This is a genomic window from Ralstonia mojiangensis, from assembly GCF_023955645.1.
Lineage (GTDB): Bacteria > Pseudomonadota > Gammaproteobacteria > Burkholderiales > Burkholderiaceae > Ralstonia > Ralstonia mojiangensis.
On the sequence record NZ_JAMXHU010000008.1, the window covers coordinates 1 to 24,828 of the forward strand.

Annotated in this window: 25 protein-coding genes; 4 read left to right on the forward strand and 21 right to left on the reverse strand. The window is 63.8% G+C overall.

Annotation, left to right across the window (positions count from 1 at the left end):
* The 7 genes from NG898_RS25750 to NG898_RS25780 form a co-directional block, all read right to left on the reverse strand.
* A partial coding sequence (locus NG898_RS25750; protein ID WP_252695051.1) for a molybdopterin-dependent oxidoreductase occupies positions 1-640 on the reverse strand: 640 nt, incomplete at its 3' end.
* A gap of 28 nt (positions 641-668) precedes the next feature.
* Complete coding sequence (locus NG898_RS25755; protein WP_252695052.1) at positions 669-2,324, reverse strand: OFA family MFS transporter; 1,656 nt, start codon at positions 2,322-2,324, stop codon at positions 669-671.
* Between the two features lie 291 nt (positions 2,325-2,615).
* Positions 2,616-3,029 (reverse strand): Hpt domain-containing protein, encoded by a 414-nt coding sequence (locus NG898_RS25760; protein WP_252695053.1) that lies wholly within the window; start codon positions 3,027-3,029, stop codon positions 2,616-2,618.
* 155 nt (positions 3,030-3,184) lie between these two features.
* Positions 3,185-6,280, reverse strand: a complete 3,096-nt coding sequence (locus NG898_RS25765) for an efflux RND transporter permease subunit (protein WP_252695054.1) — start codon at positions 6,278-6,280, stop codon at positions 3,185-3,187.
* A gap of 2 nt (positions 6,281-6,282) precedes the next feature.
* Positions 6,283-7,431 carry an efflux RND transporter periplasmic adaptor subunit gene (locus NG898_RS25770; protein WP_252695055.1) on the reverse strand — a complete coding sequence of 383 codons (1,149 nt, stop codon included), beginning with the start codon at positions 7,429-7,431 and terminating at the stop codon, positions 6,283-6,285.
* Between the two features lie 4 nt (positions 7,432-7,435).
* Positions 7,436-8,806, reverse strand: a complete 1,371-nt coding sequence (locus tag NG898_RS25775) for a TolC family protein (RefSeq protein WP_252695056.1) — start codon at positions 8,804-8,806, stop codon at positions 7,436-7,438.
* 157 nt (positions 8,807-8,963) lie between these two features.
* A complete protein-coding gene (locus NG898_RS25780) occupies positions 8,964-9,365 on the reverse strand; it encodes a MerR family transcriptional regulator (RefSeq protein ID WP_252695057.1) in 402 nt (133 codons plus the stop codon).
* Between the two features lie 97 nt (positions 9,366-9,462).
* Between NG898_RS25780 and NG898_RS25785 the strand changes: the two genes are divergently transcribed.
* Positions 9,463-9,885: a hypothetical protein gene (locus NG898_RS25785; protein ID WP_252695058.1), complete on the forward strand. Its 423-nt coding sequence runs from the start codon at positions 9,463-9,465 to the stop codon at positions 9,883-9,885.
* Between the two features lie 13 nt (positions 9,886-9,898).
* Here NG898_RS25785 and NG898_RS25790 read toward each other — a convergent pair whose 3' ends face one another.
* From NG898_RS25790 to NG898_RS25825, 8 genes are all read right to left on the reverse strand, one after another.
* Entirely contained in the window at positions 9,899-10,315 is a 417-nt protein-coding gene (locus NG898_RS25790) for a BON domain-containing protein (protein WP_252695059.1), read from the reverse strand.
* Between the two features lie 61 nt (positions 10,316-10,376).
* Positions 10,377-10,847, reverse strand: coding sequence for a DoxX family protein (locus NG898_RS25795; protein WP_252695060.1), 471 nt, complete (start codon positions 10,845-10,847; stop codon positions 10,377-10,379).
* A complete protein-coding gene (locus NG898_RS25800) occupies positions 10,844-11,602 on the reverse strand; it encodes an HvfC/BufC N-terminal domain-containing protein (protein WP_252695061.1) in 759 nt (252 codons plus the stop codon). The genes NG898_RS25795 and NG898_RS25800 overlap by 4 nt, the downstream gene beginning before the upstream one ends.
* The gene (gene bufB, locus NG898_RS25805; protein ID WP_252695062.1) at positions 11,589-12,458 is read right to left on the reverse strand and encodes an MNIO family bufferin maturase; all 870 of its coding nucleotides are present in this window, start codon (positions 12,456-12,458) and stop codon (positions 11,589-11,591) included. The genes NG898_RS25800 and bufB overlap by 14 nt, the downstream gene beginning before the upstream one ends.
* Positions 12,459-12,480: 22 nt before the next feature.
* Positions 12,481-12,747, reverse strand: a complete 267-nt coding sequence (locus tag NG898_RS25810; RefSeq protein WP_024978729.1) for a BufA1 family periplasmic bufferin-type metallophore — start codon at positions 12,745-12,747, stop codon at positions 12,481-12,483.
* A gap of 223 nt (positions 12,748-12,970) precedes the next feature.
* A complete protein-coding gene (locus tag NG898_RS25815) occupies positions 12,971-13,501 on the reverse strand; it encodes a DNA-binding protein (protein ID WP_252695063.1) in 531 nt (176 codons plus the stop codon).
* Positions 13,502-13,620: 119 nt separating this feature from the next.
* A complete protein-coding gene (locus NG898_RS25820; RefSeq protein WP_045203842.1) occupies positions 13,621-13,890 on the reverse strand; it encodes an H-NS family nucleoid-associated regulatory protein in 270 nt (89 codons plus the stop codon).
* A 156-nt stretch (positions 13,891-14,046) separates the two neighbouring features.
* Positions 14,047-14,949 carry a DMT family transporter gene (locus NG898_RS25825; RefSeq protein WP_252695064.1) on the reverse strand — a complete coding sequence of 301 codons (903 nt, stop codon included), beginning with the start codon at positions 14,947-14,949 and terminating at the stop codon, positions 14,047-14,049.
* A 134-nt stretch (positions 14,950-15,083) separates the two neighbouring features.
* Here NG898_RS25825 and NG898_RS25830 point away from each other — a divergent pair, with 134 nt between their 5' ends.
* The gene (locus NG898_RS25830) at positions 15,084-15,536 is read left to right on the forward strand and encodes an Lrp/AsnC family transcriptional regulator (RefSeq protein ID WP_252695065.1); all 453 of its coding nucleotides are present in this window, start codon (positions 15,084-15,086) and stop codon (positions 15,534-15,536) included.
* A gap of 11 nt (positions 15,537-15,547) precedes the next feature.
* Here the strand turns inward: NG898_RS25830 and NG898_RS25835 are convergent, their stop codons facing one another.
* The gene (locus tag NG898_RS25835) at positions 15,548-16,726 is read right to left on the reverse strand and encodes a cystathionine beta-lyase (RefSeq protein ID WP_252695066.1); all 1,179 of its coding nucleotides are present in this window, start codon (positions 16,724-16,726) and stop codon (positions 15,548-15,550) included.
* Positions 16,727-16,836: 110 nt separating this feature from the next.
* On the opposite strand from NG898_RS25835, the gene NG898_RS25840 reads away from it, so the two are divergent.
* Both NG898_RS25840 and ggt read left to right on the forward strand, forming a co-directional pair.
* Positions 16,837-17,313, forward strand: coding sequence for an Lrp/AsnC family transcriptional regulator (locus tag NG898_RS25840; protein ID WP_252695067.1), 477 nt, complete (start codon positions 16,837-16,839; stop codon positions 17,311-17,313).
* A 144-nt stretch (positions 17,314-17,457) separates the two neighbouring features.
* Positions 17,458-19,188: a gamma-glutamyltransferase gene (ggt, locus tag NG898_RS25845; RefSeq protein ID WP_252695068.1), complete on the forward strand. Its 1,731-nt coding sequence runs from the start codon at positions 17,458-17,460 to the stop codon at positions 19,186-19,188.
* A gap of 77 nt (positions 19,189-19,265) precedes the next feature.
* Here ggt and NG898_RS25850 read toward each other — a convergent pair whose 3' ends face one another.
* The 5 genes from NG898_RS25850 to NG898_RS25870 all read right to left on the reverse strand — a co-directional run bounded on the left by NG898_RS25850 (position 19,266) and on the right by NG898_RS25870 (position 24,823).
* Positions 19,266-20,339 (reverse strand): 4-hydroxyphenylpyruvate dioxygenase family protein, encoded by a 1,074-nt coding sequence (locus NG898_RS25850; protein ID WP_252695069.1) that lies wholly within the window; start codon positions 20,337-20,339, stop codon positions 19,266-19,268.
* A gap of 81 nt (positions 20,340-20,420) precedes the next feature.
* A complete protein-coding gene (locus NG898_RS25855; protein WP_252695070.1) occupies positions 20,421-21,611 on the reverse strand; it encodes an MFS transporter in 1,191 nt (396 codons plus the stop codon).
* A gap of 4 nt (positions 21,612-21,615) precedes the next feature.
* On the reverse strand, positions 21,616-22,449 hold the full coding sequence (locus NG898_RS25860; protein WP_252695071.1) for a shikimate dehydrogenase family protein: 834 nt from the start codon (positions 22,447-22,449) through the stop codon (positions 21,616-21,618).
* Positions 22,450-22,467: 18 nt separating this feature from the next.
* On the reverse strand, positions 22,468-23,850 hold the full coding sequence (locus NG898_RS25865) for an MFS transporter (protein WP_252695072.1): 1,383 nt from the start codon (positions 23,848-23,850) through the stop codon (positions 22,468-22,470).
* Between the two features lie 205 nt (positions 23,851-24,055).
* Positions 24,056-24,823 (reverse strand): IclR family transcriptional regulator domain-containing protein, encoded by a 768-nt coding sequence (locus NG898_RS25870; RefSeq protein ID WP_092975953.1) that lies wholly within the window; start codon positions 24,821-24,823, stop codon positions 24,056-24,058.
* Positions 24,824-24,828 lie beyond the last annotated feature (5 nt).

The window sequence follows — 24,828 nt, forward strand, 5'->3', positions numbered from 1 at the left end:
AGATGGCGTCCGCGCGGGTGAAATCGTCAAGCGTGACGGTGCCCTTGCCAACGCCGATGCTGCCCCGCATGCCCGTGCCGGAGGGCTCGTGGCACATGTTGGAGCAGTCGGGGAAGTTGTTCGTGCCATAGGCGCGCACGAACAACTGGTAGAGGAAGGCGGCCTCATTGCTGGTGCGGCCAGAGGTGTAGAAGATCGCCTGGTTCGGATCGGGCAACGCACGCAGGTGCTGCGCGACGAGCGCGAAGGCGGCGTTCCAGTCGATCGGGACGTACTTGTCGCTGGCTGCGTCGTAGGCCATCGGGTGCGTCAGGCGCCCCTGATCTTCCAGCGCGTAGTCGGACCACTCCGCCAGTTCGCGCACGGTGTGCTGTGCGAAGAACTCCGGCGTGGTGCGGCGGGACGTGGCTTCGGCAGCCACGGCTTTGACGCCGTTTTCGCAGAACTCGAAGGTGGAGGCGTGGTCCCGGTCAGGCCAGGCGCAGCCGGGGCAGTCGAAGCCGTCGGGCTGGTTGGCTGACAGCATCGTCTTGGCGCCCTTGGCCGCGATGCCCTGAGACAGCAATTGATGTGCAACGCTCTTGAGCGCGCCCCAGCCACCGGCCGGATGACGGTAGAACTCGATTTTCTGGTGCTTCATGGGTGGCGGGGCGGCTTTGAATCACGTATTAGGAGAACAGAACGGCAGCTTTTTGGAGTGTAATCCAAACCCCCCAGCCTAACGGCAGGCCCACGGCAGCCCAAGCCAGCACGACGGCCACGGCTGAGCCGGGATGCGCGTTCCATTCCAGCGACGTTTCCGGCGCGATCACCGACGGCGTCGGGCTCTTGGTGGCCGCAGCGTGACGCAGCTCGTCGAGTTGCGCTTCGGTCATGAAGTGCTTCGCGTTGACGGGGCGCACCAGCAGGTTGCAGATGAAGCCGAGGATCAGCAGGCCGGCCAGGATCATCATCGTGATGTCGTACACGGCCGCGCGTTCCACGCCATGGGCGATCTGGTATTCGCGCAGGTAGTTCACCAGCACGGGGCCCAGAATGCCGGCCGTCGACCACGCCGTGAGCAGGCGGCCGTGGATGGCGCCCACCATTTGCGTGCCGAACATGTCAGCCAGATAGGCCGGCACGGTCGCAAAACCGCCGCCGTACATCGACAGGATCACGCAAAAGGCCAGTGCGAACAGGGCGATATTGCCCGTGTGCGACGTCCACGGAATCGATGCGTACAGCACGAAGCCGAGCACGAAAAAGATCGCGTACGTCATCTTGCGGCCCAGGCGGTCTGACAGCGATGCCCAGAAGAAACGGCCGCCGATATTGAACAGGCTCAGCAGACCCGTGAAGCCAGCAGCGATGGCCGCGATCTGGCCCTTTTGCACAGCGGTCAGGTCCATGAACGACGTCGTCACGCCCAGCAGCTTTCCACCGAAGACTTCCTGCAGCAGCGGCGAGGCCATGCCCAGCACGCCAATACCGGCCGATACGTTCAGGCACAGCACGGCCCAGATCAGCCAGAACTGCGGCGTCTTCAGGGCTTCATTGGCGTGGACGTGGCGTTGCGTGACCATCGTGTCTTTCGCCTTGGCGGGCGAGGGTGTCCATCCCGCAGGTTTCCAGCCCGTGGGCGGTACGCGGTAACCCAGCGCACCGGCCATCATGAACACGAAGTAGATGCCGGCCAGTACGATAAACGTTTGCGACACGCCGACCGATTCGGGCGTGGCAAACAGCTTCATCAAGCGGTCAGCCAGCGGGGCGCCGATCATCGCGCCGCCGCCGAAGCCCATGATGGCCATGCCGGTCGCCATGCCGCGCTTGTCTGGAAACCACTTGATCAGCGTCGACACGGGTGAGATGTAGCCCAGCCCAAGGCCGATGCCGCCGATCACGCCCGAGCCAACCCAGAGCAGCCACAGCTGGTGCATCTGGATGCCAAGCGCGGAAATCAGCAAGCCGCCGCACCAGCACACAGCCGACACGACGCCAGCCTTGCGCGGGCCAACGCGCTCGAGCCAGCCGCCCCACATGGCTGCGGATGCGCCCAGGAAAACGAAGAACAGCGTGAACATCCAGCCCAGGCTGGACACGCGCCAATCACAAGTGGTGGTGAACAGCTCGGCGATCAACGAGACATCGGCGCCGCAGGTGAGCGGCTTGGTGATGCCCAGCGCGCGGCCAAGCGGCAGCCAGAAGACGGAGAAACCGTAGGCCATGCCGATGCACAGATGGATGGCCAGCGCGGCAGGCGGAACCAGCCAGCGGTTGAAACCAACCGCGGCGACGGTGCGCTCGCGCGAAAAAAATGGATGCAGGACTGCTTCGGACATCGAATCCCCCCGGATAAGTTGAGCCCGTGTTGTGACGTATGTTGTGAAACGTTGCGGCCGCGCCGGTCATTGCCGGTGCGTGCCAGTCGACTGCAGTTGGACTGCGCCGACATTGCCCGCGAAAGATAGTGGGGCAGCATGTTCTAGATCAATAGTTGTAGTCACCCGTTGTATTGCGAATTGCGCAACGTACAGCCTAATTGCTTAATTTATGTGACTTAAAACATAAATATCCGGGTGGGAAAGGTGGCGCTGCTGTTCAACCGATAACCGCCGGAGCGTGGTGTGCCGTCAGCCCCTAACCGCTGCGTTTGACCACGGGCAGGCGATTGCTCGCTGGCGGAACTCATCTGCCAACGCGCGCAAGCAGGTGAGGGCGGATTGCATTTCCTCTGCCCGCTGCGGATATGGCCCAATGCTCTGCGCAGCGCGCTCGATGCGGCGGGCAGCATCGCCAATCGACTGATGCCCCAGCATGCGCGCGGAGCCGACGATGCGGTGCGCCGCTTCAACAATCTGCGCATCTTCGCCGCCGTGGATGGCGTTCTCCAGGTTGGCGAGATCCTGTTCTGCCGTCTCGCAAAATAGATCGACGATAAAACGCCATTGCTGCAGATCATTGCCAAACAGCTCGATGAGTGTGGCGACAACCTGCGGCGGGAACTGGGCGGCGACGCTGGGGGGGACATTGGACGTGGGGAGCATGGTGGCGATGCGTGCGATGAGAACCAGAGGCGCACTCTGCTCGCCTCGGCTACGCGTCACCATGAGATTGGTCCGATTCTGGCGTGGGCCCAAATGAAAACGGGCACACCGCCGGTTAAGCGATGTGCCCGTTGTGCATTCAGCACCCGCGCGGCCTAAGGCAGCATGGCCGCTGTCGGATTGACGTCCGCATCGCGCGAGGGCGGCCGGCGATGACGGTGCGCCCACGTAAAGACCACCGGCAGCACCAGCAGCGTGAGAATCGTCGTGGTGACCATGCCGCCGACGATGACCAGCGCCAGCGGGCGCTGCGCCTCCGAGCCGATGCTGTGCGACAGCGCCGCCGGCAACAGGCCCAGGCCGGCCAGCATGGCCGTCATGATCACCGGGCGCAGGCGCAGTGCGGCGCCGTCCACGGTGGCTTCGCGCACGTTTTCGGATTGCGCCAGCCGATTGACGTACGAGATCAGGATCACCCCGTCCTGGATGGCGATGCCGAACAACGACAGGAAGCCAATCCCCGCCGAAATTGATAACGTTTCATGCGCGATATGCAGCGCCAGCAGCCCCCCGATGGCGGCAAACGGCACATTCAGCACCACCATCAGCGCATCCTTGAAGTTGCCGAACGTGCTGTACAGCAGCAGGAAGATCACGAGAATCGTCAACGGCACGATCACCATCAGCTTGCTCTGGGCGACCTTCATCTCGTTGAACTGGCCATCCCACTTGACGGTGTAGCCCTCGGGCAACTGCACGCCGTCGCCCACTACGCGCTGTGCTTCGTCCACGGCGCTGCCCAGGTCACGGCCGCGCACACCGAACTTGATGGCGATGTAGCGCTTGCCGAGTTCGCGGTAGATGAAGAACGGGCCGTCGGTCATTTCCACCTTGGCGATCATCGACAACGGGATGTGCTGGCCATCGGGCGTGTCGATCAGCAGTTCGCGGATGGCGTCGTACGACGCGCGTGCCTGCTGGTTCAGCCGCACCGCCAGGCCGAACGACTTTTCGCCCTCCAGGATCTGCGTGACCGGTGCGCCGCCGATGGCGTATTGCACGAGGTTCTGCACGTCGCTCACGTTGATGTTGAAGCGAGCAGCCGCCTGGCGGTCGATCGAAACGTTCAGCGTCGGCTGGCCCAGCTCGCGGAAGATGCCCACGTCCACCAGGCCCGAGACCTTCTTGAGCTGCGCCTGGATTTCGTTGGCCTTGGCTTCGAGCATGTTGAGGTCATTGCCGAACAGCTTGACCGAGTTCTCGCCCTTCACGCCCGAGAGCGCTTCATCCACGTTGTCCTGGATGTATTGCGAGAAGTTGTATTCGATGCCTGGGATCTTCTCCAGATGCTTGGATAGCCGTTCGACGAGTTGCCCCTTCGTCATGCCGGCGGGCCATTGGTCGGGCGGTGCGAAATACAGACCGTATTCCTGGTTGAACACGCCGGTGGAATCGGTGCCGTCATCGGGGCGGCCGATCTGCACCGAAACCTGGTTGATTTCCGGCTGCTTGACGAAGTACGCGCGTAGGTCGTTGGCTACTGACGACGAGTAGTCCAGGTCGACCGTGTTGGGCAACGTAATGCGCAGCCACAGGTTGTTTTCTTCCAGCGTCGGGAGGAACTCCGTACCGAGGAAGGTGGCGCTATACAACGTCAGAACGAGCGCCGTGATGGCCGTGGCAAAGACGGCCATTGGGCGTGCAATCAGCTTGCGCAGCAGTGGTTTGTACCAGCGCAGAATCGCCGTAATAAACGCCGGCGAATGCGGATGCAGCGTCTTGCCGAACACGAACGACGTGGTGGCCGGCACGAAGGTCAGACTCAGCACGATCGACGCCATCAGCGCAAAGCCCATCGTGAACGCCATCGGCTTGAAGATGATGCCTTCCACGCCCCCGATGAAGAACAGCGGCGAATACGCCACGATGATGATGCCGGTGGAAAAGATCATCGCGCGTTGCACTTCGCTGGTCGCCTTGACGATGGCGTCATCCAGTTTCTCGGCGCCTTCTTCCAGGTGCCGCATGATGTTTTCCATCACGATCACGGCCGCGTCGACAATCACCCCAAAGTCGATCGCCCCAAGCGAGATCAAATTGGCCGGCACATGGAAGTGCTCCATGCTGATGAATGACACGCACAGCGCCAGCGGAATCACCGCCGCCACCACAGCCGCCGCCCGGAAGTTGCCCAGGAAGACGAACAGCACGGCGAGCACCAGCGAGATGCCGACCACCAGCGTGTGTTCGACCGTGCCCATGGTGATGTCGAGCAGCACCTGGCGGTCGTAGAACGGCTTGATCTGAATGCTCTTGGGCAGGATGCCGTTGTTCAGCTCCGTTACCTTTTCGCGCACCTTGGCCAGCACCTCGCTGGCGTTGGCGTCGCGCTTGAGCAGCACGATGCCTTCCACCACGTCGGGCTGATCGTTGTATTGCACCTGGCCCAGACGCTGCACGTTGCCGACTTCCACCTCGGCAATATCGCGCACGCGCACCGGCACGCCGTTGTTGGCGGCCACCACCACGTTGCGGATGTCATCTACCGTTTGCAGCAGGCCGACGCCCCGCACGACGAACTGCTGCTCGCCGTCGCGCAGCAGATTGCCGCCGGTGTTGTTGTTGGCGTTGCCGATGGCCGCGATGAGCTGTGACAGCGTGATGCCGTACGACTGCAGCTTCGCCGGCGACGGCACGATGTGATACTCCTTCACCTTGCCGCCGAAGGAGCTGACGTCCGCCACGCCCTGCACGTGCTTCAGCTCTTTGGTGATGTCGTAGTCCTGATAGCTCTTGAGCGTGGTGAGGTCTACGCCGTTGCCCACCAGGCGAAAACGCATGATCTCGCCTGTGGCGTCGGAGTCCGGACTCAGCGATGGCTGCACGCCAGTCGGCAGATTGGCTGCCGCTACATATTGCGAGAAGTTCTGCCGCGCCTTGAAGCTGTCGGTGCCTTCCTTGAACTTGAGCGTCACCACCGACAGCCCGAACAGCGATACCGAGCGGAACGACTGCACATCCGGCACGCCGGCCAGCGCGTTTTCAATCGGGATGGTGATCTGCTGTTCGACTTCGGTCGTGCTGCGGCCCGGCCATTGCGTGATGGCCTGAACCGACAACGGCGCCACGCCTGGATACGCCTGCAGCGGCAGCTCGCGGAACGCCAGCACGCCCGCTACCAGCAGCGCGATCGCCAGGAAAACGATCAGCAGCCGCCGCTTGAGAATGCCCGCGATGGGGTTGAAGCCCATGCCTACGCCCCCGCCTTGACAATCATCTCATTGAGCAGGGCGGCGCCGCGCACGACCACCTGCGACGAGGCCTCAAGCCCGGCCGTCACGGCAAAGTTGCCGTCGGTGCCGGTGTCTTTACCGTGCACTTCCACGCGCTTGAAGTGCGTGGCATCGCTCTGCACGATCACGTAGTAGCTGCCGTGGTCTTTCACCAAGGCGGCCTTCGGCACCACCGTGGCTTGGCCGCTGCCGGTCTGGATGCGCGCGGTGGCGTACATCTCGGGGCGCAGCAAGCCGTCGGTGTTGGGCACGTCGCAGCGCACCGTCAGGGTGTGCGTGGCGGGGTCGATGTTCGGGGCGATAAAGCTCACTCGGCCAGTGAACTCGCGGTCCGGATACGCCGCCGTGTGCAGCGAGATCGGCTGGCCGATCCGCACGCTGGCAATGTCGTTCTCGTACACATTGCCCGTGAACCACAGCACACGCGTATCGACGATGCTCATGAACGAGTCGCCCACGTTCAGGAAGGCGCCCGGGTCCATGTTGCGCTTGACGATCGTGCCCGAGATGGGCGCGCGCAGCGTGAGGTGTTCAGCGGGCGTGCCGCGCTTGGCAATCTGCGCGACATCGGCATCGGACATGCCCAGCACATGCAGGCGGCCCGCGGCGGACTGCACAGTGGCGTCTGCATCGTCCTGCAGATCCTTCATGTTGGAACCCTTGAGCTGGCGGGCGGTATTCAGCGCCAGCAGGTATTCCTTCTGTGCCGAGATGAAGTCTGGCGAGTAGAGCTGAGCAATCGGTTGGCCCTCACGCACCAGCGCACCTTCGAACAGAAGAATCTGGTCCAGCCGCCCAGCCACGCGCGCCGATGCCAGCTTGGTGCGCTCGGCGTTATAGGCGAGCTTGCCGGGCGTGGAGAGCTCCACCGGCACTGAAAGCTGACCGACCTGCGCAACCTTCACCTGCTGCGGGTCGAAGCCGCCGGCCGGAATTTCCACGGAATCCGGCTTCGCGCGCGCCGTGGCCGCAGGAGCGGATGCCGCGGTGGCAGCGGGTTTTGCGGTCTCGGCGGGCGCAGCGGCAGGCCATTTGCGTCCGACCACCACACCAACAGCCAGAGCTGCGGCCAAGGCGATGACTGCAACAACGGGAGAGAACTTCTTCATGATGTTATTGAGCTTGAACCGGCGAGCGACCCGTGGCCGCGAGCAGCGCGTGATAGGCCTGCAAGGCCGTGGCCTGCGCCTGCGCGACCGCCAGTTCGGCGTTCTTGAGCGCGCCCTGGGCGGTGAGCAGGTCGTTGAAATCGGCGTTGTTGCTGGCGTAGTTGGTCATCGTCACGCGATAGGCCGCCAGCGCCTGCGGCAGTTGACGCTGCCTGTTGAAATCGAGCTGCGCAAGCGTCTGGCGCAGCGTGTTGTAGGAGGTATCAACGGCCAATAACGTCTGCTGGCGCACCGACACGTCATTCGCCTCGGTGGCAATCTGGCTTTCCACCGCCTGGTTCACGCCGTACTTCTCTTTGGTCAGGAACCAGAACGGGATGATCACGTCCAGCTCGATCTGGTAGCTGTTCGGGCGCACGCCATACGGCGGGTTGTCCGTCGTGACTGTGGCGATGACCTGGAAGTCGGGCAGGTAGGCCTTGCGAGCAAGCGTCACGCTCTTGCGTGCGGCGTCCATCAGGTCTGCCGACGCCTTGATCGACGGGTGCTCGCGCAGCGCCTGGTTTTCCAGCTCGGGCAGCGGTTCCTCCGGCAGGTGCACGGACTCGTCGTCAGCGCGCAGCACAAGCGGGAAGCTCGGCTCCTTGCCGATGAGCGTGTTGAGGGTCTGCAGCGTGCTGTCGTACTGGCGTTGCGCGGCAAACAGGTCGTTCTGCGCGCTGCTCTGCATGACCTGCGCGTTGAGGAAGTCGGCATACGCAGCGGCGTTGTTGGCGTAGCGCACACGCGTGATCTGCTTGACCTGCTCCAGGCGCGTGATGGTCAGCTTCTGCACATCGATCTGTTTCTGCAGCGCGATCGCCTGGTAGTACGTGGTGGAAAGCTGGGCGTAGAGCTGCAGGTACAGCGCGTCGTTTTGCGCGTTCAACGATTCCGCCTGGCGATCGGCAATCTCGGCCGCCAGCGCTTTCTTGCCCGGAAACGGGATCTGCTGCGTCAGGTTGTACTGGCTGCCGCCTGCGCGGTTGACCGCCAGCGGAAACCCCTTGGGGATGCTGTTCCAGATGTAGCCGAGCTGCGGGTTGTTGGGCGACGCAAGCTGCGGGGGGATCGACTTGGCCGAGAGATAGTTATGGCGCGCCTGGATTAGCTGCGGGTTGTTGCCCTTCAGTTCTTGCAGCAGCTCGACCAGATTGAAGCCGGCGCCCGTCACGCCCGGCACGGAAGGCTTGATCGGCGGCATGGTGGCGACCGGCATGCTGGCCGCGGCCGGGCCCGTTGCCGGCGTGGCTGCCCAGGCAGCGGCAAATGGCAGGCAGGCCACCGCGCACAGCACGGCCCTTACCCGTGGATGGAACGCACCCCGATGTTTCACTGCAGCAGACTCCCCTTGAGACGGGAGCGTTTTTACCGGCGCGAACTTTCAAGCGCCTTTCACGACTCAGCTAGCCGTCAGGGCGTGGGAAAAACGCGCCAAACCTGCCCTGCGGCGGCAGTCTGCGACAGTTATATGACAAGACATGACGGCCGTCTCAGGCCGGTGCAAGCGGGCATGGCATCCCGACGCGGGCGGCTAGAGCATCACGCGTGGCCTGCAAGCTGGCGATGCGGATATCAATGGCGGCAAGTTTCTCCCGCAGTAGCGCCGTAACGGCGGCATCGATGTCGGGTTGCTGCCACACCTGCGTCATCCCTTCGCCAATTTCTGCCAGCGTGAAGCCCAGTTGCTGAGCCGTGCGCACGTAGTTCACGAGTTCGACGGTTTCGGGCGGGTAAGCGCGGTAGCCATTACTGCGGCGTCGAGCACGGATCAGGCCTCGTGCTTCGTAAAAGCGCAGGCCGTCCCGCGAGACGCCGGTGGCGGCGGCCAGGTCGCCGATGGAAAGGTCGCCGGTACGCGCGTTGGGAGCGGAAGCAGCAAGTGCAGCAGGCATGGTGGCTTGGAAGAGTGAGACGGCCGAGGGCTTGACCTTGGAGCGTACACCAGGCTTTACCGTGGCGACTCCTTCACTTCACTCCTGGAGTTTCATCATGGTTTCTGAATCGACCTTCCTGCGTGTGGTGCGCGCCAGCGGCTGGTATGACCTGATCGTGACCGCGCCGTTTGCCACGCCGTGGACGTTCGCGCTGTTGCACCAGGCGCTCAGCGCATTGGCGCATGCGCTGGGCATCGGCAGCTTGCCGGCATTTGAGCCGACGCATCTGCTGATGGCCAATCTGATGGGATCGGTTGTGTGCGTGTGGTCGGTGTTGCGTATCCGGCAGCCGAGTGTGGCGCTGGGCCGGTACGACGCCGTGGCGCGCGGCCTCTTTGCGGCGTGGCTGGCCTATGCGCTGGCATCGGGTGCCACGCTGCTGGTGTTGCCGTTCCTGATTGTGGAGATCGGCTTCGGCCTGCTGCAATCGGTGCCCGTGGGCCGCTTGCCACGGCGGACTGGCACGCAGGCCGTTTAAGAGCTTGAATGCGTCAGCGCGCGGCCGGCGCGCTGGCCGGTGCTTCGGGCGGCAAGCCGGCCGGGATGTACGGGCCGCCGCCCAGCACCTGCATGCGCGAGAGCACGCGCAGCTGGTTGTCGAGCTTGGTCGGGTCGACAAAGCGTTTGACGTCGTCGCCGGCTCGGCGGGCCATCTCGGGCGTATCGACCCAGCCTGTCAGCGTGACCTTGCCGTCTGGGGTGGAGCGGATGCGGATCTGGCGCGTGCTGAGCGCCGTATCCTGATCCAGCGCCGCCTTGACCTGGTACGACAGCAGCGAATCGTCGAGCATGCGCGCGCCGGTGGTGTTCGGGCTATCGCCCCACGCGCAGGCAGTGAGAACAGTTGCGGCGGCGATTGCAGCCAGCACACCGGTCGAGGCAGCGAAGGGCAACTGAAGGAAACGCATCGATGCTCCTGAAGAGAGGGCGACAGGACCACATCATAAGCCTGCTGCCCACCCAATCTGCTTAATGCGTGCGGCGCTCCCAAAGGGTCTGCACCGCCAGCCAGCCCGGTCCCACCGTTGCCACGAGCGCAATCAGCACGCCCCACACAAAATGAAACTCGATGGCCGATGCCGACAGATTGGCCCAGTACGACACCGCCGCCACCACGTTGACGAAGAATAGCCCCGCTGCCGCCAACCGCGGCACGATGCCGACCAGCATGAGAGACGGGAAAACCAGTTCGCCAAACGTGCCGAGCGCAGCTGCAAGGGCGGGCGGCAACAGCGGCACCCTGTATTCCTCGGTGAACAGCAGCACGGTTGTGTCCCAGTCGTGCAGCTTGGTCAGGCCCGAGCGGAAGAACACGTAGAAGAGATATGCCCGCGCGATCAACAGGACGAGCGAGCAGAGCGTGCTTTGCGGCCCGGCAAACCGGTCAAGCGTTGTGCGGAGGCGCGTGAGCGGGGCGAAGGTCGTGGCGAGGGTGTTCATGGCGTGCCTCCAGTAAGCGGTGTTGTTGGGCATGCAGTGAGTGCGAGCAGCCCCGATCGATAGAGGCCAGACAGGCATGCGGTCAAATCAAAATCCGGCCGTTCAGCCAGCGTGGTTTCGAGCGCGGCCTGAAGCGACGGCGTAGCGTCGCAAGCTGCGAGGAACGTGGCAGTCGGGGCATCGAGATCGAGCACAGCAACGCGGTGCCCGTGCACGGCAATCACAGCCGCTTCGCCCACACCCAGGTCGATTTCGTTGAGTGCGATGGTTGCGCCGGGCTGGTGGGCGCGCCAGATCGAAACCGTGGGCCATGGAGAAACCACCCACTGCGCACGTTCGACCAGCCCGGCGCGGATGGTGTCGGCGGGCTGCGCGAGCAGGGTGGCGTTCGCCGCTTCCACGTGTGCATCCGGCGCGTAATGTGCCCAGTGCACGCACCATTCCAGCCGCGCCACGTCAGCGAGATACGGCACGCTGTGCGCCAACGGAGATTGCGCAATGACATCCGGCAGCGCATTTCCATAGCGATGCAGATTCGGCGATGTAGACGCTTGCACGGCAAGCGTGTCGCGCACCAGCGCATCAAAGCAGTCTTCACCGACGAGCGCGCGGCAGACGGGATACGCCCCCGCTAGTGCAGTGCGCAGAATGGCCCGACGCGCATTGCGGTAAATGGCAATACCGCGCGCATCTTCGTGGCTTGCCGGGTTGGTCAGTGCGCCGATGAGGTGCGTTTCCCAGTCAGGCAGTCGCATGGCGTGGCTCCTGCATGGGTGCATTGGCGTGGCGATCGAGTACCGCCTGCGCGCGGGCCGCTTCTTCCAGCAACACCTGCACGGGCGGCAGTTCGGCATCCCATTCGATCAGCGTCGGGCGCGGGCCATGGTTGGCAATCCACGCCTCGTACAACGCCCAGACGGGCGCGTGAACCGGCGCGCTATGCGTGTCGATCAGCATGCCGTCTTCCACGCTGAAGCCCGCCAGGTGAATCTCGCCGACCAGCGCAGGGTCGATATCGGCCAATACCGATTCGACGGTCACGCCATGGTTGACGTTGTTCACGTACAGATTGTTCAGGTCCAACAAGACGCCGCAGCCCGTACGCCGGGCGAGGGCGGTCAGGAATGCACCCTCGGAGAGGGCCTCGTCGGCATCGACCAACGCGCGGCAGTCGATGTACGCGGCGATGTTCTCGATCAGCAGCGGTCGCTTGAGGATGTCCTGTGCACGCATGACGTTGGCGCAGACGATGTCGAGCGATTCGCGGGAATAAGGCAGCGGCAGCAGATCATTGACGACCTGCGCGCCGCTGCGGTTGAAGCACAGGTGCTCGGAAATGGCGGCGGGCGCCACGGCATCGGCCAACGTGGCGATGGCGTGTACGTGCTCGACGTCCAGTCCATCCGCATTGCCCAGCCCCATGCCCACGCCGTGCAGGCTCACCGGCTGGCGCTCTCGCGCGGCCAGCAGCGCTGCGCGGGCGGGGCCGCCATACAGATAGTTCTCGCTGTGCACTTCCACCCAGGGGAAGCGGGCTTCCCCGTGTAACAGAGCGGGAAAGTGCGGTGCGCGCAGGCCTGCGCCGGCGCAGGTGGGCAGAGCGGTCTGCATGGCGGTCACCCGGCGTCGCGCGTTACTTGGACGGGGCCTGCATCGTGCCGCCCATCTGCGCGCAGGTGCCGGCCGGCACGTACTTCCACGACATTGGGTCCTTGTCCATCTTCGATTGGCCGGCGCAGGCGTGGGCGCTGCCCGGGCTGGCGCAATCGTTCTGGCCGGCCTTGGCGACGCCGTAGCACTTTTCCTTGCCGGCGGCATCAGCGGCCTGCACCGGTGTCGACAGAGCGCCCAGCGCGAGCAGGCTACCCAGAGCGGCGGCGATCATGGCGTGTTGTTTCATTTGTGTTCTCCTTGAGTGGCAGGTGTCGTTGAACGGCGGACAGGGCCAAATCCCTCGCCGTACGGTGCACTGCGGCATCGCGCAGATGTGTTCCGTGCACCTTCGTCGGCGCACGTGGGCGTTCCTGACACGGAGAACAGAAATTTTTTGATTTTTTTTTGAGGCAAACCGCCAATAAAAAAGGCGACCCCAATGGGCCGCCTTCAGGCTGAACAGAAAAGATTTACCTGGCGTGCGCGGCGCGCGTGCGTGCCGCCTTCTTGGCGGCGGCGGATCGGCCGGCTGCGCCCTTGGTAGCAGCGCCCTTCTTGGCCGCCGCCGAGCGCTCACTGCTCGAACGCTTCGAGGCAGCGCTATGCGCCTGCTTGGACAGCGACGACTTGGAAGCCGCCGAATGGCCTTCCTTCTTCAGCGTGCGTGTTGTGGTTTTGCTGCGCTTGGCAGTGGATTCCTTGCTGGCACTGGCGCGGCTGCCGGTCTTGTTGCCCGCCTTGCTGCCGGCCTTGACGTCATGTTCCGCCTTCTTGCGCGTGGCGGCCGACGCCTTGCCTTCCCCCGGCGGCTTGACGGCAACGCCAGAGCGGCGTGCCTTCGATAGACCGATCGCAATGGCCTGCTTGGTGTTTTTCGCACCGTGCTTGCCTTCGCGGATGTGATCCATCTCTTCCTTCACGAAGTTACCCGCCTGGGTCGAGGCGGCTTTGCCGTGGCGCTTGTCGGCGCGCGCACGTTCTACGGTTTTGCGTTCCGGCATGATGACGTCCTCCGTTGGGTTGGAGCGCCGGCCGGTCATGCTGGGCATCAGTCCACAGATCAACAAACCGGCAGCGCTTGCACACAACCACGCAACCGGCGTACCTGCATTGTTTGCGTTCAGCCCACGCGGAAATGCTCGATGCTCTGTCCTGCGTTGACGGCGCGCTTCAGCCAGTCGGGCATGTCGCCCATGCCGTCCCAGTGCTGGCCGTCGGCGCTCATGTAGACCGGGCCGATGGGGGCGGATGGTGCGGGCGGCGGCGGTGGCGCGTCAAAGCAGCCATGCGCCTGCAAATCTTCGACAGACAGGTCGTAGGTTTGCATTTGTTCCAGGATCCAAGCGATCGCGGTTTCGCGACCCGGCTCCGGCGGGTGACCTTCCTTCATCTTGTACGTATGTTTGGGGTTTCTGTCCGCTGGCTGCCAAAGGGAGAGAGAGGCAGGCGCAGGGCGCGCCGGGCGCCAGCGGAAAACGCACAAGAATAACAGCAGTTGGGCTGCTCATTCGTGTTGCAAATGTGGAGGCCTATTGCGTGTAGTGCCTTATTTGGCCGCTGGCGAATCGCTCTGTGCCCGCAACCACCGATACGGCGACCACCCCAGGTTCATGCCCGCCGCCGCCAGCAGGATCGCCCCCGCGCCCAAAAACTGCGCCAGTTGCAGGCGATGCCCGAACGCAACGATATCCACCACGATGGCAACAATCGGATAGATGAACGACAACGACCCCGTCAGATGCGTCGGCAGACGCTGGATGGCGCCATACAGCAGGATGTACATCAACCCCGTATGCACCACGCCCAGCGTGATCAACATCCCCCATGTGTGCGCATCAGCCGGCAGATGCCGCAGATTGGCCAGCGGCGCCAGCATCAGCACGCCCACGCACACCTGGATGAGGGCAATCAGGTGCGGCGGCGTACCGGCCAGCTTCTTGATCAGGAGCGCGGCCACCGCATAGGCAAACGCCGCGCCCAGCGCCATCGCAATGCCCGTCAGGTAATCGGTGCCCACGCTGGCCGCAGGTCCCACCTGAACAATCAGGACGACGCCGATAAAGGCGATGACCAGCCATGTGAGCTTGGCCGCGGTGAGCTTTTCTGACAGAAACAGCGCGCCCAGCCCGACCAGCATGAACGGCTGCGTGTTGTAGACCGCCGTGGCAATCGAGATGGATGCGCGCGGATACGCCGCGAACAGCAGCAGCCAATTGATGACGATTGCCACGCCGCCCAACGCGGCAATGCCCGCACGGCGCCACGTGATGGCACCGCGCAGCAGCCCCAGTCCGGCGCAAACCCCCAGCAGCGTCAGCGCGCCGAACACGCAGCGCCAGAACACAACGTCGGCCACGGGCTGGCCGGAGCGGACGACGAACCAGCCGATCGTCCCGGAAATGACCATGGCGGTGGTCATCTCGACCGTGCCGCGCGTCTTATCGTTCATGCGAACCACCTTGAGCGTTGGATGCAACAAGGATCGCATGCAGATTGGCTGACTTCCATTGCTTTTCTAAGGCAAAATCCACGTTGCTTCTCATGAAATAAGGCGAAACGCCGGAATGGATCACAGAAGGAAAAATGAACGCGATCGACGCCCTGGACCAACGCATTCTTGACGTCCTGCTAACCGATTCCCGCATCTCGCTCAAGCAGCTGGCCGAGCAGGTGGGGTTATCGTCCCCCAGCGTGTCGGAGCGCCTGCGGCGGCTGGAGGAGCGCGGCGTGATCCGGCATTACACCGTCGACATCGACCCGGCGGCGCTGGGCTACACGCTGCAGGCCATCGTGCGCGTGCGGCCCATGCCGGGCAAGCTGCATATCGTGCAGCAGCTGATCGAAGAGATTCCCGAGATCGGCGAATGCGACAAGGTCACGGGCGAGGACTGTTTCATCGCCCGGCTGTATGTGCGCTCGATCGATCAGCTCGACCAGATTCTCGATCGCGTGGCGTATCACGCCGAGACCAACACAGCCATCGTCAAGACGCAGCCGGTCAAGCGGCGTGCGCCGCCGTTTGCACCGGCTGACTGAGGTGCTGGCGGTTATTCGACAACAGCGGGCTCCTGGATGGCTGCATGCGCCATGGCTTGCCGCAGATCGGCAATCAGGTCTTGCGGTGCCTCCAGCCCGACATTGAGCCGCACCAGGCGGCCGCGATAGTGGCGGTTCGGTCGCGCCAGATCAGGATATGGCATCACCAGGCTGCTCGTGCCGCCCCAGCTCATGCCGATCCGGAACATGCGCAGCGCATCGATGAATGCGTTGACCTGCTCGGCCGAGACGCTTTCCTGGAATACCACCGAAAACACGCTCGTTGCGCCGGTAAAGTCGCGCTTCCAGAGTTCGTGGCCGGGGCATGACGGCAGCGCCGGATGGAGCACGGTGGCAACGCAATCCTGCAGATGAAGCCAGCGCGCCACCGCCAGCGTGGAGGCTTGCAGGCGCTCCAGCCGCAGCCCCAGCGTTTGCAGGCCACGCAGCGCCAGGCTGCAATCGTCGGGCGAGGCGCCCATGCCAAGGTCGGCAAATGCGCTGCCCACACGTTCGAACATCGCTTCCGAGTTGACCGAGACCGAGCCGAGCAACAGGTCGCTGTGCCCGCCCACGTACTTCGTCAGCGCCTGCATGCTGACGTCCACGCCGTGCGCAAAGGCATCGAAATACACGCCGGCCGTGTACGTGTTGTCGAGCGCCACCGGCACGCCGCGCGCGTGCGCCGCTGCCACGATGGCCGGCACGTCCTGCACTTCCATCGTGACCGACCCGGGGCTTTCAGTCCAAACCAGTGTGGTGTTTGGGCGGATGAGCCCGCCGATGCCCGCGCCGATGAGCGGGTCATAGGTTTCGACTTCGATGCCCATGCGTTTGAGCAAGCCGGCGGCCATGCTGCGGTTGGGCCCGTACGCGCTGAACGGCACCAGCGCATGGCTGCCCGCGCCGCAGCACGCGAGGTAGACGAGCGCGATGGCAGCCTGCCCGCCAGGGACGATAAAGCTGTGGCGCGCGCGTTCCAGTTGCGCAATCCGCGCGCCAAGTTCAATGGCCGTCGGTGTGCCGTAGAGGCCGTAGGTGTAGCCGTGCTGCGCATGGCGCCAGTCGTCCACGACCTGCGCGGCGTTGTCGAACAACACAGTTGAACCACGGTAGACCGGGGTGACCAATGACCGGAAACCGCCAGGGGCAAGCGTTTCGGGGTTGACGAGCTGGGATTGCCAATGCATGGGATGGCCCTCTGCGAACTTGTGGACCGTGAAATCCTATGTCACGTCAGTAGAGCAATTTCAGCTATTCTGCCCAGCCAGACGCAAAAATTTCTCGCTCCCCGCCCGTTATGGCCACACAGAAATCGCTCGAACTCGACGCATTCGACATCGCCATTCTCAATGCCGTGCAGCGGTGCTACACCACGCCGCTGCGCGTGATCGGGGAGCAGGTCAATCTATCGACGGCCGCGGTACAGCGGCGCATCAAGCGGATGGAGGAAGCGGGCGTTATCGTCGGCAACGTGGCGGTGGTCGACCCCGAACGGGTAGGCAAACCCATCACCGTGGTCGTTGAAGTGCATGCCGAGCGCACCAATACCGCGGCAATGGCCGCGCTCAAGAAGGCGCTCTCCGGCCCCGAGGTTCAGCAGTGCTACTACGTGACGGGCGAGGCCGATTTCGTCCTCATCCTGAACGTGGCCACGATGACGGAGTACGAAGCCCTTGGGCGTCGCCTGTTCGACGACAACGACAACATCAAGTGGTACCGCACGGCCGTGGTGCTCAACCGCGTGAAGGTCGGGCTCGAGGTGCCGCTGGGCTAGCGGTGCGCGCCGTTCCACCGCCCGCACAATGCGTCAATACGGGGATGAGGCTATAGTGCCCCAGCGCAGCGCCTGATAAGGTTCGCGCGCCATAACACGTACGCTGGCACGACCGGCGTCCTTGAAGGTACCAAAGGAGCTCCTATGCAGAATCCAAGAACAGGCATGCGGTGGATCGCCGCCGCAATCGCATCGATCAGCATCACGACCGTCACACACGCGGCATCCGTCGCACCCGTGGCCGCAGAAAACGGCATGGTCGTTGCGGCACAGCATCTGGCCAGCAAGGTCGGTGTGGAAGTACTCAAGCGCGGCGGCAATGCGGTGGATGCCGCAGTGGCCGTGGGTTACGCGCTGGCCGTGGTCTATCCGGCAGCCGGCAACCTGGGCGGCGGTGGTTTCATGACAATCCAACTGGCCGATGGCCGCAAGACCTTCCTCGACTTCCGTGAAGTCGCGCCGAAGGCCGCCACCGCCAACATGTATCTGGACAAGGACGGCAACGTCATCAAGGGTGCGTCCACCAAGGGCCACTTGGCCGTGGGTGTGCCGGGCACCGTGTCCGGCATGGAGTATGCGCGCCAGAAGTACGGCACCATGCAACGCGCTGCACTGATCGCGCCGGCCATCACGCTGGCCGACAAGGGCTTCGTCCTCGATCAGGGCGACGTCGACATGCTGCACACCTCAACCAAGGACTTCCAGGAAGACGCTGCATCGGGGGCGATCTTCCTGAACAAGGGGCAGCCGTTCCAGGTGGGCGAGAAGCTCGTCCAGCGCGATCTGGCCAAGACGCTGCGCGAGATCAGCAACAAGGGCACCGACGGTTTCTACAAGGGCTGGGTCGGGCAGGCCATTGCTGCGTCGAGCAAGGCGGGCGGTGGCCTGATCACGCAAGAGGACCTCATCGGCTACAAAACACGTGAACTGGCGCCGGTCGAGTGCGACTACCGTGGCTATCACGTGGTGTCGGCACCGCCCCCGAGCTCGGGCGGCGTGATCATCTGCGAAATGCTGAACATCCTGGAAGGCTATCCGCTCAAGGAGCTGGGCTGGCATTCCGCGCAGGCCACGCACTACCAGATCGAAGCCATGCGCCACGCCTATGTGGACCGCAACAGCTACCTGGGCGACCCGGACTTCGTGAAGAACCCGCTGGACCGCCTGCTGAGCAAGGACTATGCGGCCAAGATCCGTGCTGTGATCGACCCGAAGAAGGCTGGTGTGTCGAAGGACATCAAGCCAGGCGTCGAGCCGCATGAAGGCAGCAACACGACGCACTACTCGATTGCCGACAAGTACGGCAACGCGGTGTCGGTCACGTACACGCTCAACGACTGGTTTGGTGCGAAGGTCACGGCCGCCAAGACGGGCGTGATCCTGAACGACGAGATGGACGACTTCACGGCCAAGGTCGGCGTGCCGAACCTGTACGGCCTGGTGCAGGGGGAGGCCAACTCGATTGCCCCGGGCAAGCGTCCGCTGTCGTCGATGAGCCCGACCATCGTTACCAAGGATGGCAAGCCTGTCATGGTGGTGGGCACGCCGGGCGGCAGCCGCATCATCACGGCCGTCATGCTGACCATGATCAACGCGATCGACTACGGCATGAACGTGCAGGAAGCCGTCGACATGCCGCGCTTCCACCAGCAATGGCTGCCGGACGTGACCAACGTGGAGCCGTACGCGCTGTCGGAAGATACGCGCAAGCTCCTGACGTCGATGGGCCACAACCTGGGGGCGCCGCAGCCGGCCAACCACTTGGCTGCGATTATCGTCGGCGCACCGTCGCTGGGTGGCAAGCCGGTCGGCAACAACCGCTTCTATGGTGCGAATGACCCGCGTCGCAACACGGGGCTGGCGGCCGGTTATTGATCGGCATTGCACCACCGGCAGTACGAAAAAAGCCCGCCAAGTTTCGGCGGGCTTTTTTCTTTGCGACGTTTTCGGGGTCAGGTCGCCGCAGTCAACACCGGCAGATTGCCTTCGCCAAAGCCGTGGTGCCCACGGCGCTGCACGATCTCGAAGAAGATCTCGCCTGGATGGCGCTTGATGAACGTTTGCAGGAACAGTTTGGGCACGCCGTCGACGATCTCGCCGTCGACCAGAATGCCGTATCGGCGCAAGGCTGCCAGATCCAATCCGTGACCGGGCAGGCGTGCGTCGACGGTGTCGTAGTAGTGCGCCGGGGGCTCGACAAAGGTGAGGCCGTTGGCGGCCAGCGCGGCGGCTGTGCGCAAGATGTCGTCGGTGGCCAGCGCAATGTGTTGCACGCCTTCACCGGGGTGGTCGGGCAGGTAGGCGTGCATGAGGTGCGCGCGGTGCGTGCCTTCTTCATAAAGCGGGATGCGGATCATGCCGCACGACGACACCATCACGCGGGAATCCGCCGCGACGTGCCAGTTGGCATGCAATTCGTGGATTTCGCTGAAGCCGAGCTGGTTGCGGTAGAAGTCGATCCAATCCTGCAGGCGACCCGCGCCGACGGTCTGCGTCAGGTGGTCGACGCGTGCCAGCCCAACGCCGGCGTGGTGCCAGTCCTCATGTGCGGTCTCTGCGTCCAGCGGGCGGAAGTCGATGTCGTAGATGGAAATGTCGCCCAGGCCGCCTCTGGCACCGTGCTTGCCGCGCCAGCGATCGACAAAATGCAGGTGCGTATCGCCCACGCCCTGGATGGCGGGGATCACCAGTTCGCTCGGGCCGATGGGCTCGGCCTCGGCCGGCCATGCCCCCAGTTCGACGGCGCGGTCGTAGGCGTGCTGGGCATCGTCGACGCGAATACCGATGGCGCAGATGCCCACGCCATATTCCTCGGCCCAGCGGTGTGCGAAGGAATCGGCTTCGGCGTTGACGAGGAAGTTCATGTCGCCTTGCCGATACAGCGTGACGTCCTTGCTTACGTGCCGCGCGATGGCCTTGAAGCCGAGCGATGCAAACACCTGGCCGAGCGCAGCCGGCGCTTGCGTGGCGAACTCGATGAACTCCAAGCCGGCGGTCTTGAATGGCAGGTCGGCGTTGCGGCTCATGGTGAAACTCCTGTGGCTGAAGCAAAGAATGCAGACACCGCATTGTGTACCACGCGGGTGGCAATGCGCATCCCACAGTCGCTATGCGGCAGCCCTTTGTGGATCCGGCTGGCTCTGCAGCTTCGGTAGCCAAAGGAAAGCGATGGACGCCAACACGGCGCCGGCAAGCATCATCGGCACCACCATGGGCCAGGCGCCAAGGCTGTGCGATGTATCGTCAAAGGCGGCCGCGGTCTGCCCCAGGCAGAAGGCCGCCAGCATCATGATGAAGCCTGACCATGACACCGCGCGCCCCGCAAGATGCGGCAGCTCGCCCACCGCACCTGCCTGGCCGCAAGGCTGGTGAATGCCGTGGCCCATGCAATAGATGCCGTGTCCGAGCAGCAGCGGCCACGCTTGCCCGGGAAGCAGCCAGCAGCCCAAGCCCTGGATGCCCGCGCCGAGCAGGCTGAGCGTTGCGCCTTGCTGCACCGTCCGCACGAGGCTCTGCCGGCGCAGCAGGCGCCGGCAGCCCGTTGTACTGAGGATATAGACGAGCGATCCGCCGGCCGGTATCCAGCCATAAAGCTCGGGAGACAGGCCTAGGTAAGCGATATAGACCATCGGCGAAAGCAGCAGGAAGCAGAAGATGCCGGCGTAGGTCGTGGCTGCCAGCAACCCCCAGGCGCGAAAATCCGCGCTGGCGAAGATCTCGCGCACGCTGCCTGCCTGGGTCTGCGTCTCTTGCCGGGTTTCGGCAAAGCCGTGCCAGCACATCACCCATAGAACGATCGCATAGAAGCTCATGCCGGCCAGCACCCAGCGCCAACCCGCGTGTTGCGCGACAAAGGCACCCAGAATCGGTGCCACCAACGCAACGAAACCCAGCCCCGTGAGGCCACGCGCCATGACGTGCGGACCGTCGCGTGCCGGGTGCAGATCGCGTACGGCTGCGCGTGCGCACACCAGGATGGCGGCCATCGAAAACCCCTGCAGGGCGCGTGCAGCGGTCAACATGGAAGCGGTTACCGCCAGCGCTCCGGCCAGTGCAGCCACGGCATAGCACGCGAGCCCGATCAGCAGCACCTGACGACGGCCAAAACGATCGGCAAGGCTGCCCATCGGCAGTTGTCCAATGCCAAAGGCCAGCGCGAAGACCGTGAGGCTCGTGCTGGCCGAGCCCAGCGTCTGGGCAATGGCGGGAAGGGCGGGGAGATAACTGTCAGTCGCAACCGGCTGTGCCGACAGCAATAGCGGCAGCAGCAGGGCAAAGCTCAAAGGGCGACGCGTCATCGGCTCAGTATGCAATGGCTGCGCTGCGCCGCAACTCATCTGCGGTGGCGGTGCCGAAACCGAAGAACTCCAGGTACGCGGGAATCATTTCGAACAGCATGTCGGTGCCGACCTGGACATCGCAACCCTTGTCGAGCGCTGCGCGCAGCAACGGCGTGTACTCGGATTTCATCACCACCTCGCCAACAAAGCAGCTTGGCGCGATGCGTGCCACGTCGAAGGGCAGCGGATCGTCTTCTTTCATGCCCACCGGCGTGGCGTTGACCACGACATCGAAGCCGTCCGGATCATTCGAACCGGTGCGCACCACCAGCGCAGGATAGTGCTCGCGCAGACGTCGGCCCAGCGATTCCGCCGATTCTGCGCGGGTGTCATACAAAGCAAGCTCGCCCACACCCGCAGCGGCCAGCGACGCGGCAATCGCCGAGCCGACGCCGCCGGCCCCTGAAAGCAGCACACGCGCCCCTTCCAGTTGGCGCCCCTTGCGAAGCACGCCGCGCACGAAGCCTGCGCCATCGAACTGGTCGCCCAGCAACGTGCCGTCATCGCGCTTGAGCACCGCGTTGCAGGCCCCCGCGATGCGCACGGCCGGCGTGACCTCATCGACCAGATCCACCGTGGTGACCTTGTGCGGCATCGTGATCAGTGCGCCACGCAGGTTGGTGAAGCGGCAGATCGACTGGAAGCTCTGCGCGTAATCCTCTGCCTTGACCCCCATGGGCACCACAACGGCGTCGATGCCTTTTTGCTCGAACCAGGGGTTGTAGATCATCGGCGACTTGAACGTTTCGGTCGGGTAGCCGATGTGGGCGATGAGGGTGGTTTTTCCAGAAATCATGGTTCAGGGGTGCGGGTTTCAGGCGGCCAAGGCTCCGGCCCGCTGGCGGGCATATTCAGCCTTGTCGACGGGTTGGGCGGCTGGCTGGCCCAGGTCGTCCATATGGATGCGGTAGGTCTCGCGTGCGGTCATGGCGGCCACGGCGGCAATCACCGTGACGCCAAAGGCAATGGCGCCCACGGTTAGCCAGATGTTGGTGGCTCCCGGTGGGGCCACGGCGGTGAAGAGGGCCGGCAGCATGGCAGTGATGGCCGTGCCGATGTTCTGCGAAATCGCCATGGCCGACACACGGGTGCGCGTCGGGAACAACTCCGGATAGAAGCTCGGGAACACCGCGTTGTAGCCCTGGTAGACCACGCCCCACATCAGGATCGACATGAAAAAGGCGAGCGGCACGTTCTTGATGCTGATGGCGTACAGGTAGGCAAAAGCAAGCACCCCGGCGAGCAGCGAACCGAGCACGATCGGCGGCTTGCGGCCGATGCGGTCAGACAGGTCACCAACATACGGAATGACCAGCACTGCAACGATGTTGCCCACCACCGGAATCCACAGGTAGATGTCTTTGGCAAAGCCGATGCCGTATGCCGGCTGCACCGCATAGGCGGCGCCAAAGATGGTCGCGACCACCGGAATCACGTTCATCAGCGCCATGCAAACCACGCGCAGCATGTCAGGCGTGCTGTATTTGAAGGCGTCGAGCACTGGCGAGCGCGGGCGGCCTTGTTGTTGCTCAGCGGTAAACGCGGGGGTTTCGTGCACTTCACGGCGGATGACGTAGCCGGCGATGATGACGACGAAGCTCAGCAGGAACGGAATGCGCCAGCCCCAGGCGTTGAACTGGTCGACGGGCATGTAGTGCGCCAACGGCAGGAACACGGCAGCGGCCAGGATCTGCCCGGCCTGCACGCCTTGCAGCGTAAAGCTCGCGAAGAACCCGCGCCGGCCAAATGGGGCGTGCTCCAGGATCATGGAACTGGCGCCCGAAATTTCACCGGCCACGGCGAAGCCTTGGATCAGGCGCATGATGACGAGCAGTGTCGGCGCCCACAGGCCGACTTGGTCGTACGTGGGCAACAGGCCCACGGCAATCGTCGAAAAACCCATGAGGAACATGCACCAGAGCAGCACGTTCTTGCGCCCGTGCGTGTCGCCCAGATGGCCCAGCACGAATGCGCCGATGGGCCGCGCGATATAACCCACGCCATACGTGGCCAGCGAGGCGATGATGGCCGTCTTCGGGTCGCCCTTGGGGAAGAATATCTGCGGAAAGATCAGCGCTGCGGCGGTGGCGTAGATGAAGAAGTCGTAGTACTCGAGCGCCGAGCCGATCCAGCCGCTGGCGGCGGCTTTCTTCGACTGGTGCTTGCCCAGGGGCTCGTGGGCAGGGGCTGCGGTCATGGTTGTCTCCGGTTTTATCTGTGCGGCCTATCGTGCGATTCGTTTGATGAAGGGCCGTCTGTACACGCAACGCAGCGTAGTCCGCCGCCATGGCGGGGCACAAGCGACTGTGGATTGAAAACGTTCGATAATCGCACGGAATGGTGCGAATAACGTACGAGCCAAGGGTTTCTCCGAGTCTGTCTATCTCCCGGGGCGGAAGGCGCTACAGCACACGCATGATCGAAAGCGCGGTGTCCTGCAGCACCTGCAGCACCCGCTGCAAAGCGTGCTCCGTGGTTTCTTCACCGACCTGCATGTTCACGCTCAGTGCGGCGATCACGTTGCCGTGCCGATCCCGCAGCGGTACCGCCACCCCGCGCACGCCAATCTGCAATTGCTGCTCGACCACGGCGTAGTCCTGCCGACCAGCCTTGCGGATTTCATCGAACAGGCGGTCCCGCTGCAGGATCGTGTAAGGCGTATAGGGCGTCAGCACACAGGTTTCCAGCCATGCCTTGACCTTCTGCTCGGGTTGCGCGGCCAGCATCATCACGCCGGCCGAGGCGAGCGGCGCCGGCACGCGCGCTCCCAGCACGAATCCGGTGCTCATGACCCGGCTGGTGCTGGTGCGCGAGATGAAAACGAGCTCCCAATCATCCAGCACGCTGAGGTACGCCACTTCGCCCACGGCGGCGGTCACCTGCTGCAGGAAGGGCTGTACCGTGCGCGGCAGACGTGCTGAATCGAAGTACGACCAGCCCACCTTCAGCACGCGCGGCGTCAGGCTGAACAGCGTGCCTTCACTGGTGAGGTAGCCGAGGTGTTCGAGCGTCAGGAGGTAGCGGCGCGCGGCTGTGCGGGTGAGGCCGGTCAGCTCGGCGGCCTGGGTGGGCGTCAGCCGGGGGTGCTCGTGGTCGAACGCCTCCAGGATGGCGAGCCCTTTTTCCAATCCGGCGATCCAGTCGCGCCTGTCGAGCGATTCCTTCGTCATGGCGA

Excerpts from the sequence above, each read along its gene's own strand:
- NG898_RS25755 (WP_252695052.1), bottom strand. The coding sequence starts at position 2,324 with ATGTCCGAAGCAGTCCTGCATCCATTTTTTTCGCGCGAGCGCACCGTC.
- NG898_RS25760 (WP_252695053.1), bottom strand. The coding sequence starts at position 3,029 with ATGCTCCCCACGTCCAATGTCCCCCCCAGCGTCGCCGCCCAGTTCCCG.
- NG898_RS25765 (WP_252695054.1), bottom strand. The coding sequence starts at position 6,280 with ATGGGCTTCAACCCCATCGCGGGCATTCTCAAGCGGCGGCTGCTGATC.
- NG898_RS25770 (WP_252695055.1), bottom strand. The coding sequence starts at position 7,431 with ATGAAGAAGTTCTCTCCCGTTGTTGCAGTCATCGCCTTGGCCGCAGCT.
- NG898_RS25780 (WP_252695057.1), bottom strand. The coding sequence starts at position 9,365 with ATGCCTGCTGCACTTGCTGCTTCCGCTCCCAACGCGCGTACCGGCGAC.
- NG898_RS25785 (WP_252695058.1), top strand. The coding sequence starts at position 9,463 with ATGGTTTCTGAATCGACCTTCCTGCGTGTGGTGCGCGCCAGCGGCTGG.
- NG898_RS25790 (WP_252695059.1), bottom strand. The coding sequence starts at position 10,315 with ATGCGTTTCCTTCAGTTGCCCTTCGCTGCCTCGACCGGTGTGCTGGCT.
- NG898_RS25795 (WP_252695060.1), bottom strand. The coding sequence starts at position 10,847 with ATGAACACCCTCGCCACGACCTTCGCCCCGCTCACGCGCCTCCGCACA.
- NG898_RS25800 (WP_252695061.1), bottom strand. The coding sequence starts at position 11,602 with ATGCGACTGCCTGACTGGGAAACGCACCTCATCGGCGCACTGACCAAC.
- bufB (WP_252695062.1), bottom strand. The coding sequence starts at position 12,458 with ATGCAGACCGCTCTGCCCACCTGCGCCGGCGCAGGCCTGCGCGCACCG.
- NG898_RS25810 (WP_024978729.1), bottom strand. The coding sequence starts at position 12,747 with ATGAAACAACACGCCATGATCGCCGCCGCTCTGGGTAGCCTGCTCGCG.
- NG898_RS25815 (WP_252695063.1), bottom strand. The coding sequence starts at position 13,501 with ATGCCGGAACGCAAAACCGTAGAACGTGCGCGCGCCGACAAGCGCCAC.
- NG898_RS25820 (WP_045203842.1), bottom strand. The coding sequence starts at position 13,890 with ATGAAGGAAGGTCACCCGCCGGAGCCGGGTCGCGAAACCGCGATCGCT.
- NG898_RS25825 (WP_252695064.1), bottom strand. The coding sequence starts at position 14,949 with ATGAACGATAAGACGCGCGGCACGGTCGAGATGACCACCGCCATGGTC.
- NG898_RS25830 (WP_252695065.1), top strand. The coding sequence starts at position 15,084 with ATGAACGCGATCGACGCCCTGGACCAACGCATTCTTGACGTCCTGCTA.
- NG898_RS25835 (WP_252695066.1), bottom strand. The coding sequence starts at position 16,726 with ATGCATTGGCAATCCCAGCTCGTCAACCCCGAAACGCTTGCCCCTGGC.
- NG898_RS25840 (WP_252695067.1), top strand. The coding sequence starts at position 16,837 with ATGGCCACACAGAAATCGCTCGAACTCGACGCATTCGACATCGCCATT.
- ggt (WP_252695068.1), top strand. The coding sequence starts at position 17,458 with ATGCAGAATCCAAGAACAGGCATGCGGTGGATCGCCGCCGCAATCGCA.
- NG898_RS25850 (WP_252695069.1), bottom strand. The coding sequence starts at position 20,339 with ATGAGCCGCAACGCCGACCTGCCATTCAAGACCGCCGGCTTGGAGTTC.
- NG898_RS25855 (WP_252695070.1), bottom strand. The coding sequence starts at position 21,611 with ATGACGCGTCGCCCTTTGAGCTTTGCCCTGCTGCTGCCGCTATTGCTG.
- NG898_RS25860 (WP_252695071.1), bottom strand. The coding sequence starts at position 22,449 with ATGATTTCTGGAAAAACCACCCTCATCGCCCACATCGGCTACCCGACC.
- NG898_RS25865 (WP_252695072.1), bottom strand. The coding sequence starts at position 23,850 with ATGACCGCAGCCCCTGCCCACGAGCCCCTGGGCAAGCACCAGTCGAAG.
- NG898_RS25870 (WP_092975953.1), bottom strand. The coding sequence starts at position 24,823 with ATGACGAAGGAATCGCTCGACAGGCGCGACTGGATCGCCGGATTGGAA.